A 17,491-nucleotide genomic window follows, 5' to 3' on the forward strand; every position below is an offset into this window, starting at 1 on the left:
TAATTAAGTTTAGTAAATTTCATCGTTAATTAATTTCTTAATGTACCCTATCATCATTCTCTCATAAAATTAATACCCGTCATTTATTTAATCTATTACTATTAACAATTCTCAATCAGTCTGATTCCATAACATCTTCATTATTGCAGTACACATATACTAATAATTAGCGATCGCTGTGCCAGTTGCGTAAGTCCTGGTTATAAGTGAAGGTTGTCATGAGGATTGATTAACCTATATTTAAAGATAAGATACACTACTAAATTGGCACTGCTGAGTTGGTTTGTGATATTGGCTTCGTGTATCAACCTAAGTTAAGTGAAGCACTTTCATTGCGTTAGACCTCAAGGAGCTACGAGCAAAGTTGCAAATTTTGAACTTCTCAATTTCATAGCTAAGTTCAGCAACACCCCAAATTCAAATCAGATACGTATTTTTCAGAATCTTTTTAGAAATATTTCACTTATAAGGATTCTTCACTTTACGTTTTTTCCGATATGTCTAACAGACACTTTTGACTAATACCGTCTCATTGATATCATATCAAAAGCAGAAATGTTGAATGTCATTACAAAAGTTTACATATTCAGTTATAGTAGTTCTATTAAGGGTGAAAATGTCAACATCTCATGACATCTTCCATCCAATGAACATAACTGATTTGTTGACACATACAAGCTTGAAGATAGCGGAATTTATCTAACATTTTATTACCCCATTCTTTAGGAACTGATACAAGTTGTAAAATTAGATAAGCGATGAGACTTGCATAAATTTGTATGCCAATACCATTAACATTTTTAGTAATTAATCTATCTAGTTTTAGAGGATGTTTGAAAAGTCGGAAAGGATGTAAAAAAGCTCTCTCAGTATAAGCTGTGAATAGATAATAAACAGAACCGAGAGAGTAGTATGAGTAAAGCATACCCCAGTAACCTGACCCGCGACCAATATGAATTAATCAGCGACCTGATTCCAGAGCCTAAACCTGGAGGACGCAAGCGTGAAGTCAATATGTGGGAAGTCCTAAACGCGATTTTTTATCCCACATTCCGCACTTCAAATTGTAGTACATATACAAGTATTATAAGCAGCATAAAGACTTAAATATAAATACGCAATTAAGACAGTAAAAATATAGACGTTAATTTACATTTGACTACTAAAGAGAAATTCATAAGGCATTGATAATAAATTCGGGAAAAAAATGAGAGAATAAGACTGAATTAAATAAAAATGCCAAGAAATATGAATTACCAAAAAGAAGAAATGGAGAGCAAAAACATAGATCACTTAGGAATAATAGCAGGAATAATAGATGAAATAGGAATAGTAGAAAAAATCAACGAGATATTTTCAATAGATATCACAGAGAAAGTAAACACAGGAGAAGTAGTTAAAGCAATTATTCTCAATGGACTAGGCTTTGTATCAAGACCACTATATTTATTTTCAGAATTCTTTAAAGATAAAGCTGTAGAACATTTAATAGGAGCAGGGATAAAAGCAGAAGATTTAAATGACGATAAAATAGGCAGAGTAATGGATAAGCTCTACAAATATGGCTTAACTAAATTATTCCTAATAATCGCCTTAGAAGTAGTAAAAAAATATGGAATAGACACAAAATATTCCCATTTAGACTCAAGCTGATTACATTTACATGGAAAATATGATAATTGCCTCAATAATCTAGAGAAAGAATTAGGAATAAATCGAGAACATCCCATCCAATTATGATTACACAAGGATATTCTCGTGACCATCGCCCAGACCTAAAACAATGTATCTTAGATTTAATAGTAAGTAGTGATGGGGATATACCATTATTTTTTAGAAGAGCATCAGGAAACGAATCAGATAAAGCAGTATTCGCTCACATCTTAGTAGAATATTCCCAACAAATAGATTTTGAAAGTATCATGGTAGCTGACAGTGCATTATATAGCGAAAGTAATTTAAAATTAATGTCAAACATGAAATGGATAAGTCGAGTACCATTATCCATTAAAAAAGCCAAGATAAGAGTAAAAGCCTTTATAAATAAAGACCTGAAAGCCTCTAAAATAAAGGGTTATAGCTATCTCGAAGAGAAAGTATCTTATGGAGGAATAGAGCAAAGATGGTTATTAGTAGAAAGTGCAGAAAGAAAAAAAGCAGACTTAAATAAACTAGACAAAAAAATCCAAGAAGAGTTATTAAAAACTAACAAACAAATAGCGAAATTAGAACAGGAAGAATTTACAGATGAATCTTTGACCGAATTAAAAGTCAAAGAAATAACAACCAAATTAAAATATCATCAAATATCAGATCCTCGAATTACTGAAACCAATAAAGGAAAAACAACAGTTTATAGAGTGAAATGTAAATTAAGAGAAAATCAGGAGTTAATTACACAACAGCAAAACTCTTGTGGCAGATTTATTTTAGCCACCAATATTTTGGATACACAGGAGTTAGAGTCAGAAGAAATCCTCAAAATATATAAAGAACAACAATCTACAGAAAGAGGATTTAGATTTATCAAAGACCCATTATTTTTCACGGATAGTCTATTTGTGAAAAATCCCCAAAGAGTAGAGACAATGATGATGTTAATGGCATTATGTCTTTTGGTTTATAATTTAGGACAAAGACAATTAAGAATATCATTGAAAGCACAAAAATCCACAGTTAAAAATCAATTGAATAAACCCACAGAATCTCCCACATTAAGATGGATATTTCAATGTTTTCAAGGGATTCATCTTTTAATGACACAAGGATTTCAACGAATTCTTAATTTAACGGAGTCGCATTGTCATATCTTGCAATTCCTACCTGCTACTTGCCAAAAATATTATTTATTATCTTAGTTGTTCTCTCTGGTTTGACGATTTCATTGGTTATCTTTTTGATAACTGATTGCACACCTTGAATTAAATATTATTGTTTAAACAGCTTTTAAACACAAATAAAAGCTCAACTTTGTGTGTTCATAATTTTGTTTTCCACTGATACGTAATTGTTCAAACCATAAGTTTTAATTGACCATTAATGTAGTTTAATTATGCTACTTTATGAAGTGCGGAATGTGGGTTAAATCATACTACTTTTTGAAGTGCGGAATGTGGGATAAAAAAAGCCCGTAGTTACGGACTTAATTTATCTTAATATTTAACTGGGGTTATTTGGCATCATCTTGATAGGAAGTGTAATAAACCTTATTTCCTGTATCTGGAACAAAATGACAAACCTGAGAAGAATGTAATAAAGCCTTCCAAATAGGAACATCAGACTTGTGATAGTAATCGCCTAAAATTGGTTTAATCGCCTCAGTTGCCTTTAATAAATTATAATGAGGCATATTCAAAAAGATATGATGGGCAACATGAGTACCGATATCATGATGGATATGATTAAAAATGCCATAATCTCTATCAATAGTAGAAATTGCACCTTTTAAAAAAGTCCAATTATCACCACGATACCAAGGTAAATCTTGTTCTGTGTGATGTAAATAGGTTACTAAATCTAGCCAAATTACAAACACAATGTAGGGTACTGCATAGTTCTTTAATAACCACATTCCACCCCATTGATAGGTTAATAAACCTAATAAACCTACCATAGCAATCCATAGGGTAGTGCTAGTAACAATATCCCACTTTTCATTAGGTTTAAACAACTCACAACTAGGAGAAAAATGTGAACCACTTTTACCAGGAGTACGTTGAAACAAGTAAATAGGATAAGCTAGAGGTAAAAACAGATAATACCTAACTAACTTTTGCAGAAAAGGTAATTCTTGATAAGCAGACTCACTTAAAGGATACCAACTTTCATCATTTTCCAAACTGCCAGTATTTTTATGATGGGTTCTATGGCTAATTCTCCAACCATGATAGGGTACAAGAATGGGAGTATGGGAAAGATGACCAATTAAATCATTTAACCATTTATGCTTAGAAAATGATTGATGTCCACAGTCATGGCCAACCACAAATAAAGCCCAAAACATTGTACCTTGCAAGAACCAAAAAATTGGCCAAAAATACCAAGAATCTAAATAATTGGCCACCGCATAAAGTCCAGCAATAATGGCAATATCACGAAAGAAATAATAAAGAGATTTTGCCACATTGGGTTGAAAACATTCTGCTGGAATAGCCGCTTTTAAATCTTGCAAAGTAAAGGGCAGTTTATCTTCTTGTGAAGATGTAGTTTGAGAATTGACGTTGAGTCTAACTGAATCTAATTGCACTGGATTTTAGCTTGTTGAATGTGAACTATTTACAGATATTGAGAAAATATTAACAGGCAAGATGCCTGTACCACAATTGTAGAGAATTGGTTATTTTTGGGCGTAATATTTGTCAAAAGTTGTATAACCAATGTCAGTTTCATAAAGTTGACATTCGTTAGTAATTTTGTTCATTAAATCCCAAGAAAATGTTAATTCATCATGGAGATATGGACCCCAATTCTCTTTGATACTATCATAAGCTAACCGCAAATTATAGGAAGGAATAGCGGTGGAAATATGATGGGGAACGTGAACATTAATATCGTGACAAAGAACTTCTACCCAACGTGGATAATCACAATGAATAGTACCAAATAGTTGGGCTAAAGCCTCATTCCACTTATTAGCAGAAAGGAAAGGAACATCAGCAATAGTGTGATGAACAATAGTAAAGGTACTCATCCAGAAATGGTAAACCATCCAGGGAATAAACCAGAATTTAATAAAGCCCCAAAACCCAGTAGTAATAATTAAAGTTGGGAACACAATAGCCGCAAAAGCTACAACTACCGCAATGGATAATTTAACGCTTTTATGGTCTTTTTTATGGAAATTATTCAAATTAAAATGAATAACCGCCCAATGGCCAATAGAACCTACCCACCACAGTTTCTTTTTCATAAACAATTCAAAAGCGGACTGTCTAGGTTTATCCCAACTAGCAAAAACTTCTGTTCTTATAGGATGCCAAGCATTATCTTCATCAAGTTTATTAGTATGTTTATGATGATGATTATGTTTAATTCTCCAACTGTGAAAAGGATATATTAAAAACATCATGAAAAAATGACCAACTAAGTCATTTACCCACTTACGATCAGAAAAAGAACGATGTCCACAGTCATGGCCAATAACAAAAAATCCAGTTAACGCCGTTCCGGTGAAAATCCATGCTATGGGTAGAAGAAACCAGGGAGAAACTGCTAGAAAATAATAACCTAATGCTGCCATAGATAGACTAAGAATTACACTAGTCCAGGCTTTACGGCTATCTTTTTGGAAACATTCCTTGGGAATACTCTTGATAATATGTTTTAGTTTAATTTCGTTTTTGGGAATGTTGTTAAAAACGAAAGTTTCCTGGTTTTTGATAATGGATGTAGTCATGAATACCTGAAAAACAACAAGCTAAGTTACAAACCCGTGAAACTTCTCGTTCCTGAGTTTGTTGCGAAGTTTTGTAACATTAATTTCTGAGATTATAGCAACATAAGAGTCACTTAACATAGCAATTAAAAAATAAAAATTTTTCAGAAATTTTTCGGAAATTTTATATTTTAACTGCTGGAGTTAATGGGCGGTTAGAAACCGCATCTACACAAACAAAACCCTTTATTGCTGATAGCTGAAAGCACACAAAAAGCCAATAGTTTCGCACTCCAATGTAGCATCCAAAACTATTGACTTTAAGTATAAATTATGACTTATGCTTTTTTCTCTGCCAGCTTGATATTTGTAGCTAGACCTAGTAATTGCAGTAATTGAATAGTCATCCAAGTCATATCAATTTCCCACCATTCTAAACCATGACGGGCAGAATACTGAAAAGCATGGTGATTATTATGCCAACCTTCTCCAAATACTAACAAAGCAACCCACCAGCAATTAGTGGACTTGTCTCCAGAATCATAACTTTGATAGCCAAACTGGTGTGTAGCGCTATTTACCAACCAAGTACAATGATAAACCCAAACGATGCGAACAAAAATACCCCAAACTACGAAGGACCAACCGCCCAAAAGTAATAAAGCTATTCCCAAAGCGACTTGAATGAGAATAAAATATTTTTGTAAAAACTGGTAAACTGGGTCTTCGGAAATGTCTTTTGTAAACCGAGGAACTTGAGAATGTGACGGAGAATGATAAATTAACCAACCGATATGACTCCACCAAAAACCTTTGTTAGAATCATGGGGATCTTCCTGAGTATCAGAATGTAAATGGTGTATTCGGTGTGTACCCACCCATTCAATTGGTCCACCCTGACAAGCCAGAGTACCACATAATACTAAAAAATATTCTAACCACTTAGGGGTTTGAAAACTACGGTGAGTAACCAGACGATGAAAACCGAGAGTAATACCTAAACCACCGCTAACCCAGTAAAGAAATAAAGCCACAGCAACCGCTTTCCAGCTAAAATTACCAGGAACGAAGGCCAATAAAGCGCCGATGTGTAAAGCGATGAAGAATAGGGTATTAACCCAGTTAATTTGAGGTTTAGTGGAAGTAGCCGTTGTCATGCAGTAACCTTGATATGAGTTGTCAAGCCCAATCTGCGAGATGCATAAATCCGCATATTTATTATTTTGTTTAGTGAGGAAACAATGAACAGCGTAGAAATGCTGCGAGTAGCAGAACAGGCATTAATAGAGATTTTTTCCGTAATGGACACCCAGGTTAAGCATAACCTAAAAAGAGTGCTAGATGCCTTTCGTGATCATCGAGTGGGCGCACACCATTTTGCTGGAGTAAGCGGTTATGGACACGATGATTTAGGCAGAGAGGTATTAGATCAAGTATTTGCTCAAGTCATGGGTGCAGAAGCAGCGATAGTGAGAGTACAGATAGTTTCAGGAACTCATGCGATCGCTTGTGCATTATATGGAGTATTGCGTCCTGGGGATGAAATGTTAGCAGTAGCGGGATCTCCCTACGATACATTAGAAGAAGTGATTGGCTTGAGAGGACAAGGCCAAGGCTCCCTAATTGATTTTGGCATAAAATACCGCCAATTAGAATTAACCCCAGAGGGAAAAATAGATTGGCCAACTTTAAACAATAGCATAACAGAAAATACCAAACTAGTTTTAATTCAAAGATCCTGCGGATATTCTTGGCGGCCAAGTTTATCCATAGCTGACATAAAAAATATTGTTCACGTTGTCAAACAGCAAAATCCTAACACCATATGCTTTGTAGATAACTGCTATGGAGAATTTATCGAAACGCAAGAACCTACTCATATTGGTGCTGACTTGATAGCGGGATCATTAATTAAAAATCCTGGGGGTACACTCGTTACAGCAGGTGGTTACATAGCTGGACGCGCTGACTTAGTAGAAGCAGCCGCTTGTAGACTTACCGCTCCAGGAATAGGGAGTGCTGGTGGTGCAACCTTCGATCAAAATCGGCTATTATTCCAGGGACTATTTTTAGCACCGCAAATAGTTGGAGAAGCGATGAAAGGGACATATTTAACCGGATACGTATTTGATAAACTAGGTTATTCCGTCAATCCTGCACCCCTAGCGCCAAGAGGGGATGTAATTCAAGCCATTAAACTAGGTTCAGCCAAAAAGCTGATAGCATTTTGTAAAGCGATTCAACAAAATTCACCCATTGGTTCATATTTAGACCCTGTACCTGACCAAATGCCAGGATATGAAAGCCAGGTAGTGATGGCTGGAGGTACATTTATCGAAGGAAGTACCTTGGAATTATCAGCAGATGGGCCATTAAGAGAGCCTTATATTGTGTATTGCCAGGGAGGTACACATTGGACTCATGTATCTATTGCGTTACAGGCGGCTATTGATGCTGTGGGGGAAATATAGGAAGGGTTTCGCGCAAAGTCGCTAAGGAGCGAAGGCGCGAAGGAAGGGTTTCGCGCAAAGTCGCTAAGGAGCAAAGGCGCGAAGGATGCGTTTCGCGCAAAGTCGCTAAGGAGCAAAGGCGCAAAGGATGCGTTTAAAGTTTGTTGGCTATTCGTGTAATACCGTTTTTAATGAGGACTTCACCAAAGTTGATGAGTAGACCAAGGCGTTTATTAGCAAGAGTAACATAAGTAATTAGCTGTTTTTTGTGGACGGGATGCAGGGTTTCTAGTGATTTGAGTTCAATAATGACCTTATTTTCAACTATCATATCTGCCCGAAACCCTTCATCTAAATGAATATTCTCATAAACTACAGGTATTGCTTGTTGTCTTGCTACCTCTAAACCTCTACTCTCTAACTCATAAGCCAAAACAGTCTCATACACAGATTCAAATAACCCAGGTCCTAATCTAGTATGAATCTTATATGCAGCATCAACAACCTGAGTTGCTATTTCATTCTCTGTCATCTCAACCTCCTTTTTCTTACCTTTGTATCTTAATTCTTAACTCTGCGTCTTTGCTCCTCTGCGTCTTTGCGCGAAACTTTTCTTATTCCGGTAATTTATACTGCGCTACTATCTGCTTGGCAAATTCTGGTACGTGCGCTGCTAATTTCTCAGCATAATTTCGCTTAACATATAAGTAGTTTCTTGTAAAGTGGGAATCTATGGAAAATTTGGCATATTCTAAGCCTCTAGGTCCAATTTTATCTATGACTACTCCCATCAATTTGGCTACCCACATCGGTAAAGTGACGGCTTTATCGTAGGCTTCTATACCTTGTTGTACCGCAGCTTTGCGATCGCCTTGGGACATAACTGGCTGGGTTTGTAGTTGATCTTTCACCAGTTCTAACATTTCTTTACCTGTATCATTTCTCACTACTATCCATTGCCAGGGGTAGGGTGCGCCCATATAACCCACTACTAAATCAGCAAGGGAGTTAACGTAATCAAAGCAACTCATACAAGATGGGGCAAAAACATCTTTAAGCACATTGGTTTTTAAACCAAAGAAGGGTACTGTTTCTTCTGATCCGTCTTCGTGTTTGAAGTGTACTCGGAAGTCTTGCATAAATTCGTAACTTACCACTGTTTGCGGGGATCTGCTGGTGGTTTCTAGGAATTTTTGCAGTCCAGAGCGGGTAACATTGTCTACGCAGGGTGTTCCCAGTACATAGAGTTTTTCTAAACCGAGTTTTTTCTCAACTGCCCGTAATGCTTGGATTTGACAACCTACTCCGATCACTAATAACCGTTTCATTCCTGATTTTTCTATCTGTTCTAATACGGATAGATTGGGGGATAATGTGGGTTTATTTACTTTAGCTGCTAGTATTTCTGCGGGTGTACGGGCAATGATGGGTACTGGTTGAAAGCGATCTTCTTTGGAGTTTTGGACACATACAACGCCTTCTACTAGTCCGCGATTGAGCATTTCTATGGCTAGGGTGCTGACTATTCCTGTCCATTGTGCGCCTTCTATGGGTTGTGTTTTGCGGGCGGCCATCATTTCTTGATGTACACCAAAATAGAGTTCGTTTTCGTTTTCTATGTTGCGGGGGCGGTTATGGGTGCTGGTTTCTAGTTCGTCTATTCTTTGGGTAATAAAAGCGCAGGCTTCTTTTACGTAGTGGATGTAGTAGGTGTCACATAGTCCACATTCGCTACAGAGTTCTTTGGCGGGGCGTTTGCTTCCGGGTTTGAGGGCTTTGGCTTTTTTGTGGGATTCTATGGATGTCATTGATTTTGTTGATTTTTGCTAAATATGGCTTTTATTAAGATACCTTTACAGGTTGTGAAGTGGGTGTTTAAGGTTGAATAAGAGGATTCGCTCACCCAGAGACGCGGAGAGTATAAAATAGTAAAATTTAGTTTCTATGTACTACTTGCTAGGCTTTTTTGATGTGTGCCAGTTCAGGGTGCGGAATGTGGTTTATAATTTTTGTTATGTTTGATGATGTGGACTCCAGAACGTCCTATGTCTCGTTTGACCGAGTTACGACCCTGGCGTAAAGAAATTAATTAGTTTTCAAGTACAGCCCCCTAGATGCGATATTTTTAGGGGGTTTGTCTTTAATAAAATAAATAAATTAAAATCTTTTATTTAGTAGAGCATACCATATAAAATATACAACAATCTGGCAATATTTAGTTAAATTACTGAAGATTTCACGTAAGTCCTAATTTTAAAATTCTATCTGTTGCGTTTTTTAAATCATCCTCATACTCGCAAGTCATCAAATCCCAGATTTTGAACAAGATATCAAGAACTTGCAGGAAATGGGTAGAATAATGATTATTGTCAGCGATACTTCACCTATTAATAATCTTGCAGCTATTAACCATAGACAACTTAACAAAAGTTAACAAATGTCCAGAAAAGATATTTTCCATGATTTGGTGAAAGATGCTCTTACTCAAGACGGTTGGAATATCTCTCATGATCCTCTATACTTAAGCATGGGCAATTTGAATATTCAGATTGACTTAGGTGCTGAACAACTTATTGGTGCTGAGAAAGATAACCAAAAAATTGCAGTTGAAGTTAAAATTTTCCTCAGAGCTTCAAAAATTACAGATTTTTATGGTGCTTTGGGACAATATCTTTCCTACAAAATTGCTCTCCAGGAAAACGAACCAGATAGGATATTATATTTAGCAGTTCCTGATTCAACTTATGAGTCATTATTTAGAGAAATTTTGATCCAAAAAGTCTTAGAAAACTATCCTATTAAAATAATCGTTTATGATGAAATAACAGGAGTAATCAATTTATGGATAAACTAAATTACTATCGTCAATGTTTGCGAAAATTTCTTACACAATACGCTAGTTATGGTTCACAGAATCAAAATATGGAAACTCAATTGATATTTGATGGTGAAAATGATCATTACCTTTTACTGCGAACTGGTTGGGATAAAAAACGGCGAGTTCATTCCTGTATATTTCATTTTGATATCAAAGATGGTAAAGTTTGGATTCAGGAAAATAATACAGATATTGATGTTGGCGAAGAATTAGAAGAAATGGGAATTTCTAAACAAGAAATTCTGATTGGTTTTCATTATCCTTCACTTAGACAATATTCTGAATATGCTGTTTCTTGATTAAAATATCTTAGTTCAGCTTTAAATGTAAACTATAAGATCCTGAACTTCTTTAAAAAGTCCGGGATCTGAAGATAAAAATTTTCGTATGATAATCTCATCCATAATATGAATAAACCTACATCAATTAACAGTATAGCAGTGAAGCAAAAAGCTCAGGAGTTGGGTTTTCATCGCGTGGGTATTACTACAATAGGTGAAGATCATCAGGCACAAAACCGTTTACAATCTTGGTTAGATGCAGGTTTTCACTCTCAAATGGCTTGGATGAAAAACCCTGCTCGTGAGAATATTAAGTTAGTTATGCCGGATGCGCGATCGCTCATCTGTGTAGCATTAAATTATTATACCGATCATGCACATTCCTTAAATCCAAAACATGGTAAAATCTCCCGCTATGCTTGGGGTAGGGATTATCATAAAGTAATGGGTAAAAAATTAAAAATGTTGGCCAGTTGGTTGCAATCATTAGATCAAAATATTCAAGTTCGGTATTATGTTGATACTGGACCAGTGCAAGATAAAGTATGGGCAGAAAAAGCGGGTATTGGTTGGATCGCTAAAAATGGTAATTTGATTACTAGAGATTATGGTTCATGGGTGTTTTTAGGAGAGATATTAATTAATATAGAATTAGACAGCGATCGCCCAGCAACACAACACTGTGGTACTTGTACAAGGTGTTTAGATGCTTGTCCAACTCATGCCATTATCAAACCTTATGTAGTAGATGCAAATAAATGTATTGCCTATCATACCATAGAGAATAGAGATGAAAAATTACCGCCAGCGATCGCCCAAAATTTGCAAGGTTGGGTAGCAGGATGTGATATTTGTCAAGATGTTTGTCCTTGGAATCAAAGATTTGCTAAAGTAACTGATATAGAGGATTTTCAACCTTATCCTGGGAATTTATCTCCTCATCTGGTAGAATTAGCGCAAATATCAAATCAGGAGTGGGATCAACAATTTACAGCATCTGCTTTAAGAAGGATTAAACCAGAAATGTTCAGACGTAATGCTCGCGCTAACCTTGACGCATCCAGACAAAATAATGACCCAAAAAGTAATAATTTTTGATTTTGATGGGACGATTGCTGATACACTAGATGCTCTTGTAACTATTGCCAATCGTTTAGCCTTAGAATTTGGTTATATTCCCATTAATGCTCAAGAACTGGCCTTATTAAGAAACTTAACCGCTAGAGAAATTATCAAATATTCTGGTGTTTCGTTGTTTAAAATGCCGTTCCTTGTGAAAAAAGTGAAAGGAGAATTAAAAGCTCACATTACCGAATTACATCCGATAGAGGGAATTGAGCAAGCATTAATGCAATTGTATAAACGTAATTATCGCTTAGGAATTATTACCTCTAATTCTCAAGAGAATGTCATCGCATTTTTGCAATGTCATAATTTAAATTATTTATTTGATTTTATTTATTCAGGAGTAACTATTTTTGGTAAAACTACAATTATTAATAATGTATTGCGACAAAAACAACTCAAACCAGAAACAGTAATTTATGTAGGAGATGAAACCAGAGATATAGAAGCAGCTAAAAAATCTAATATTCAAGTAATTGCAGTGACTTGGGGGTTTAATTCAGCCGCAGCATTAGCTGATCAAAAACCAAATTTTTTAATTCATCATCCTAGTGAATTATTAGAGGTAATTAGTTAGTTGGATGCAGAGTTGCGAATTAGTAAGTAGTAAGCTGTTGTGCATTTAATTTGTATAACTTTAGCAGGCAAGATGCCTGCACCACAGAACTTAACAATATCAGGATTATTGGATTTAGCTGCGTAATAGCTTATAATTAGTCGGTTTTAAAGGAATTGAGCTTTTACACAGGGAATTTATTCCCTGGCTAATGTCGAAGAGTGCGGAGTCAGAATAAAGAACCTCCTCCCCCGCACTCCACACACTTTCATCTATCATCTGCAAATAAACGAAAAATAGGAGCAAGAATAATACCAAAAATAAAACCTCCTAAATGCGCCCAATAAGCAACTCCCCCAGTTTCCACAGTCATATTAGCCGCAGTTTGCAAACTGGCAAAACCTGCAATGAGATTTTGAATCACAAAAATTCCAATCATTACCATCGCAGGAACATTAATAGTAGTGATAAAAAATCCTAAAAAGATTAAAGTGGTAATTTTTGCACGGGGAAACCAAATTAAATAAGCTCCTAATACCCCAGAAATTGCCCCACTAGCACCCAAAGAAGGAATTACAGAATTGATGGCAATAGACCATTGACATAAAGCTGCTAATACTCCACAAAGGAGGTAAAATAGCAGATATTTAAAATGTCCTAATCTATCTTCGATATTATTACCAAATACCCAAAGATAGACCATATTAGAAATTAAATGCCACCATCCGCCATGAAGAAATTGTGATGTAAATAACGTCGTCCATTCTCTTGGTAAATTAGTGGTTAATTGTTGTGGTACTACTGCATATAATTGAAAAAATTGCTCTAATTGTAAGTTAGATAAACTAATTTCATGCACAAATACCACAATATTAATTCCTATTAACCCGTAGGTAATATAGGGAGTGATGCGAGTAGGGTTTTCATCATAGAGGGGAAACACAAATGTTAGTCCTCACATTATCGTAATTGGTAATTGGTAATTGGTAATTGATGATTCGTTGATCTCCTGACAACTGACTCCTGACTACAACAGATTTGCTGATTCATAGAGTCTTCGCAAAATAGCAACAATTTTTACACCATAATCTAAATCTGCTGACCAACGGCCAGATAATTGATAAATTGAAGGTGCAACTCCTCTAGTGACAAAGCGAAATCTCGGATCTACTTCTTCTTGTACTAAAGGTTCTAAATTAGCGTAGGCCTTTAAATGTTGAATATGCGCTCTCACTCCTATTCTAGCACTAGGAAATGATGCTCCCTCTGCTCCTCCACCTACTGCTCCTAAACCTGCAAAGTTATTTTGTTGAGGTTTAATATCTACACCAAATCTTAAAAATCCTGTTTCTAAACACATTTGACAAAATGCTATATCGTGATTTACTCCTTCAATCGCGCCTTCTTCTCGATAAAGTTTGGGTAAGTCGGAAAATTGTGTAATTGCTGCTTCATTATTACTTTTTAGAAATAGTTGTAGTTGTACTTCTGTGGTGTTACCATTGGACATAATTTTTTCAATTTGTCCAGGACAAATGATGGAAATAGAACGCAATTTTACTGTGCGACTAGCAGCATCCCAATTAACAGAAACATGAAAATCTCTTAATTCAACAGCTTTGATATAAACTATTTTTCGGTATGTGATGCGGCCAATATTAGGCGATTTAGAAATATCTACTCTGAGGCGATCTACTAAATCAATGGGAATATAGGCATTACCATTAATTAATACTCCTTGTTCTGAGTTATTTTGACCATTAATGTTAATATTAATATTGGTATAGGCGGGTTCATTGGGGTTAGTTTGTGGAGACTGTACTGTTTGATTCCATGCTGCTAAACCTTCAGCAATTCCTATGGCAAAATCACGACGACGAGTTTGTAATAAGTTACGATCATCAGGGTTAGTGAGAAAGCCTACTTGTAAGGATAATGCAGCGATCGCTGTTTGTCTACAAAATTGTAAACTACCAAAACCCGTTTCTGTATCTGGTTTTACCCCCCGGTTGGGTAATTGCTGCACACGACGCAAAAGTGCCATGAGTAAGGTTTCAGCGTGTTGTTTACGTTGTTGGTTTGTAGCAATATAAAATACACTTGCTCCCCGTACTGATGGAGCGCTGGCAGCATCACAGCTAATTTCTAAGGCTATATCTTTATTTTGAGCGCGGGAGTTAATCCAAGAAATTGTTTGAGCCGCACTTAAATCATCAGGAACGGCTAAAACTTCTATGTTACGGCTTCGCAATTCTCTAACGATTAAATCACGCAAGAGGATCATTTCTTGGGCTTCTGTTGTACCTCCAGCGATCGCTCCTGGATCTTTTTTACCACCTTCTATGCCACCATGTGCAGCAGAAATAAAAATACGTGCCATTTTTGTATGTTGTTAATTTTTATACAATTGGTAAGCATTCAGCTAAGGGCAGTAAGAAGGTTAAATTGACTTCTCACTCCTGAATTATTACTGTAATTGTAATTTTATCTAGGATTTTGCATTTTGCAAGATCCCGAACTTGTCAAATTAGCTGATAATTTATTGATATAATTAAAATATCTGAACAACAAGATCCCCGACTTCTTAAAGAAGTCGGGGATCTGACCCTTGCAATGTTTATAAATAAAAAAGGACTGCTATAATTAAAATATCATCAAAATATCTTTGGAGGATCTGATCATTAATGAAAGTTCCCACTTTACATCAAGATACCATTGAAGAAGTTAAAAGTCGGGCTGATATTGTAGATGTCATTTCTGACCATGTAGTATTGCGAAAACGAGGTAAAGATTTTCTCGGTTTATGTCCTTTTCACGATGAAAAAACTCCTAGTTTTACCGTTAGTCCCACTAAACAAATGTATTATTGTTTTGGTTGTCAAGCTGCGGGTAATTCCATTAAATTTCTCATGGAATTGGGAAAGCGTCCTTTTGCTGAAGTAGTATTAGATTTAGCGAAACGTTATCAAATTCCTGTGAAAACTTTAGCACCAGAACAAAGACAGGAATTACAAAAACAAATATCATTAAGAGATCAATTATATACTATTTTAGCTACCACTGCCCAATTTTTTCAACATACTTTAAAACAATCTCATGGTAAAAATGCTTTAGATTATATTACCAAAAAACGGCATTTTTCAGAAGCAACGATTCAACAATTTGGTTTAGGTTATGCTCCCGCAGGTTGGGAAACATTATATCATTATTTGGTGGATAAAAAACAGTTTCCAGTGCAATTAGTGGAACAAGCAGGACTAATTAAACCCAGAAAAGAAGGGGGAGGATATTATGATGTATTCCGCGATCGCCTAATGATTCCCATTCGGGATATTCAAGGAAGAGTCATCGCTTTTGGAGGCAGAACATTAACAGAAGAACAACCAAAATATCTCAATTCTCCTGAAACTGAATTATTTAATAAAGGTAAAATATTATTTGCTTTAGATGCAGCAAAAGACAATATTTCTAAATTAGATCAAGCAGTGGTTGTAGAAGGTTATTTTGATGCGATCGCCCTGCATCAAGCTGGAATTAATAACGTAGTTGCATCATTAGGAACAGCATTAAGTATCGAACAAATTCGCCTCTTATTACGTTACACAGAATCAAAACAATTAATCCTTAATTTTGATGCCGATAAAGCTGGAAATAACGCCGCATCCAGGGCAATTGGAGAAGTAGAAACCCTTGCATATAAAGGAGAAGTACAGCTAAAAATATTGAATATTCCTCATGGTAAAGATGCAGATGAATACTTACAAAATAACACAGCAGAAGACTATAAACAATTATTAATTAAAGCCCCATTATGGTTAAATTGGCAAATTGATAAAATCATTGAAAATAAAGACCTAAAACAACCAGCAGACTTTCAGCAAACCACCCAAAGAATAGTTAAATTATTACAAAATATTCAAAATCAAGATACTCTAAATTATTATATATCTCACTGTGCAGAAATTTTGAGTTTAGGAGACTCTCAACTAATTCCCTTAAGAGTAGAAAACCTAGTTACACAAATTAAACCACAAACATATAAACCCAGTAAACCACAAATAACAAATCAGGAGAAAAAACCAAAATTAACAATAGTAAATAGTGAAGCTGGGTTATTAGAAAAAGCAGAAGCATTAATATTAATTATCTACCTACATGATGTAGATCACAGACAAATAATTATGGAAGAATTAGAAAACCGTAATTTAGAATTTAGTCTTTCCCATCATCGCTTATTATGGCAACAAATAGCAGAATTTTCTATAGAAGAAAATGATTTAATTTCTCATATACAAACAAGATATTTACAAATAGATGAAGAATGGAGATTTATTTCTCATTTATTTCATCTCAACGAAAAAATGAAAAAGGAAATATTAAGAAGTCCCCAAGTAATTCAAGCAGCATTAGCTTGTATGGAAAGAGTATATAGAGAAAAACGTTGTCGTTATTTTCGAGAACAATGGGAAAAAATAGATCCTCAAACAGAACCAGAAAAAGATAAATATTATGCAGAAGCGATATATATAGAGAAACTGCATTTACAAGATTTAGAAAAACAAAGACAATTTGCTATTACTGATTTATTGTAATTATAAAAATAGATTACAAGAGTCAGATACCCAACTTCTTTAGGATATTTTTCCGCTAAGAGTTTACAAACGTTGTCAAAACTCATGGATTTATTAATTTTGATGTGATGATGAAAATTATAAGTTAAATGTGCTTCCCCATTTTCTTTCTTTTTGACTCAATTATTTCTTAATCTTCGTTAATCTTTATTAACTATTTGTAAGCTAATATAAACTAATGTAAACTAATATAAAT

13 protein-coding genes and 3 pseudogenes are annotated in these 17,491 nt (G+C 35.3%); 8 read left to right on the forward strand and 8 right to left on the reverse strand.

Annotation, left to right across the window (positions count from 1 at the left end; genetic code table 11):
- Positions 1-619 precede the first annotated feature (619 nt).
- Positions 620-835, reverse strand: a pseudogene (locus H6F32_RS14695) (IS4 family transposase); the annotation flags it as partial.
- A gap of 77 nt (positions 836-912) precedes the next feature.
- On the opposite strand from H6F32_RS14695, the pseudogene H6F32_RS14700 reads away from it, so the two are divergent.
- Both H6F32_RS14700 and H6F32_RS14705 read left to right on the forward strand, forming a co-directional pair.
- A pseudogene (locus H6F32_RS14700) lies at positions 913-1,044 on the forward strand (transposase); the annotation flags it as partial.
- A 204-nt stretch (positions 1,045-1,248) separates the two neighbouring features.
- Positions 1,249-2,858, forward strand: a pseudogene (locus tag H6F32_RS14705) (IS1634 family transposase).
- Positions 2,859-3,169: 311 nt separating this feature from the next.
- Here H6F32_RS14705 and H6F32_RS14710 read toward each other — a convergent pair.
- The 3 genes from H6F32_RS14710 to H6F32_RS14720 form a co-directional block, all read right to left on the reverse strand.
- The gene (locus tag H6F32_RS14710) at positions 3,170-4,246 is read right to left on the reverse strand and encodes a fatty acid desaturase (RefSeq protein WP_190370065.1); all 1,077 of its coding nucleotides are present in this window, start codon (positions 4,244-4,246) and stop codon (positions 3,170-3,172) included.
- 90 nt (positions 4,247-4,336) lie between these two features.
- The gene (locus tag H6F32_RS14715) at positions 4,337-5,395 is read right to left on the reverse strand and encodes a fatty acid desaturase (protein WP_190370066.1); all 1,059 of its coding nucleotides are present in this window, start codon (positions 5,393-5,395) and stop codon (positions 4,337-4,339) included.
- 317 nt (positions 5,396-5,712) lie between these two features.
- Positions 5,713-6,531: an acyl-CoA desaturase gene (locus H6F32_RS14720; RefSeq protein WP_190370067.1), complete on the reverse strand. Its 819-nt coding sequence runs from the start codon at positions 6,529-6,531 to the stop codon at positions 5,713-5,715.
- 84 nt (positions 6,532-6,615) lie between these two features.
- On the opposite strand from H6F32_RS14720, the gene H6F32_RS14725 reads away from it, so the two are divergent.
- Positions 6,616-7,845: a methionine gamma-lyase family protein gene (locus H6F32_RS14725; protein WP_190370068.1), complete on the forward strand. Its 1,230-nt coding sequence runs from the start codon at positions 6,616-6,618 to the stop codon at positions 7,843-7,845.
- Positions 7,846-7,978: 133 nt separating this feature from the next.
- On the opposite strand, the gene H6F32_RS14730 is transcribed toward H6F32_RS14725, so the two are convergent.
- Together H6F32_RS14730 and H6F32_RS14735 are read right to left on the reverse strand one after the other, a co-directional pair.
- A complete protein-coding gene (locus H6F32_RS14730; protein WP_190370069.1) occupies positions 7,979-8,356 on the reverse strand; it encodes a GxxExxY protein in 378 nt (125 codons plus the stop codon).
- An 82-nt stretch (positions 8,357-8,438) separates the two neighbouring features.
- Entirely contained in the window at positions 8,439-9,632 is a 1,194-nt protein-coding gene (locus H6F32_RS14735; RefSeq protein WP_190370070.1) for a Coenzyme F420 hydrogenase/dehydrogenase, beta subunit C-terminal domain, read from the reverse strand.
- 629 nt (positions 9,633-10,261) lie between these two features.
- On the opposite strand from H6F32_RS14735, the gene H6F32_RS14740 reads away from it, so the two are divergent.
- The 4 genes from H6F32_RS14740 (at position 10,262) to H6F32_RS14755 (ending at position 12,685) form a co-directional block, all read left to right on the forward strand.
- Positions 10,262-10,678, forward strand: coding sequence for a XisH family protein (locus H6F32_RS14740; RefSeq protein WP_190370071.1), 417 nt, complete (start codon positions 10,262-10,264; stop codon positions 10,676-10,678).
- On the forward strand, positions 10,666-11,001 hold the full coding sequence (locus H6F32_RS14745) for a XisI protein (protein WP_190370072.1): 336 nt from the start codon (positions 10,666-10,668) through the stop codon (positions 10,999-11,001). Before H6F32_RS14740 ends, H6F32_RS14745 begins: the two co-directional genes overlap by 13 nt.
- Before the next feature lie 108 nt (positions 11,002-11,109).
- Positions 11,110-12,081: a tRNA epoxyqueuosine(34) reductase QueG gene (gene queG / locus H6F32_RS14750; RefSeq protein ID WP_190370073.1), complete on the forward strand. Its 972-nt coding sequence runs from the start codon at positions 11,110-11,112 to the stop codon at positions 12,079-12,081.
- Positions 12,056-12,685 carry an HAD-IA family hydrolase gene (locus H6F32_RS14755; RefSeq protein WP_190370074.1) on the forward strand — a complete coding sequence of 210 codons (630 nt, stop codon included), beginning with the start codon at positions 12,056-12,058 and terminating at the stop codon, positions 12,683-12,685. The genes queG and H6F32_RS14755 overlap by 26 nt, the downstream gene beginning before the upstream one ends.
- 247 nt (positions 12,686-12,932) lie before the next feature.
- Here the strand turns inward: H6F32_RS14755 and H6F32_RS14760 are convergent, their stop codons facing one another.
- Together H6F32_RS14760 and H6F32_RS14765 are read right to left on the reverse strand one after the other, a co-directional pair.
- A complete protein-coding gene (locus H6F32_RS14760; RefSeq protein ID WP_190370075.1) occupies positions 12,933-13,607 on the reverse strand; it encodes a rhomboid family intramembrane serine protease in 675 nt (224 codons plus the stop codon).
- 84 nt (positions 13,608-13,691) lie between these two features.
- Positions 13,692-15,044, reverse strand: a complete 1,353-nt coding sequence (locus H6F32_RS14765) for an N-acetylmuramoyl-L-alanine amidase (protein ID WP_190370076.1) — start codon at positions 15,042-15,044, stop codon at positions 13,692-13,694.
- 304 nt (positions 15,045-15,348) lie between these two features.
- Between H6F32_RS14765 and dnaG the strand changes: the two genes are divergently transcribed.
- On the forward strand, positions 15,349-17,256 hold the full coding sequence (gene dnaG, locus H6F32_RS14770) for a DNA primase (protein WP_190370077.1): 1,908 nt from the start codon (positions 15,349-15,351) through the stop codon (positions 17,254-17,256).
- Positions 17,257-17,491 lie beyond the last annotated feature (235 nt).

The sequence above is a fragment of the Anabaena sp. FACHB-1237 genome (assembly GCF_014696225.1).
GTDB lineage: Bacteria > Cyanobacteriota > Cyanobacteriia > Cyanobacteriales > Nostocaceae > FACHB-1237.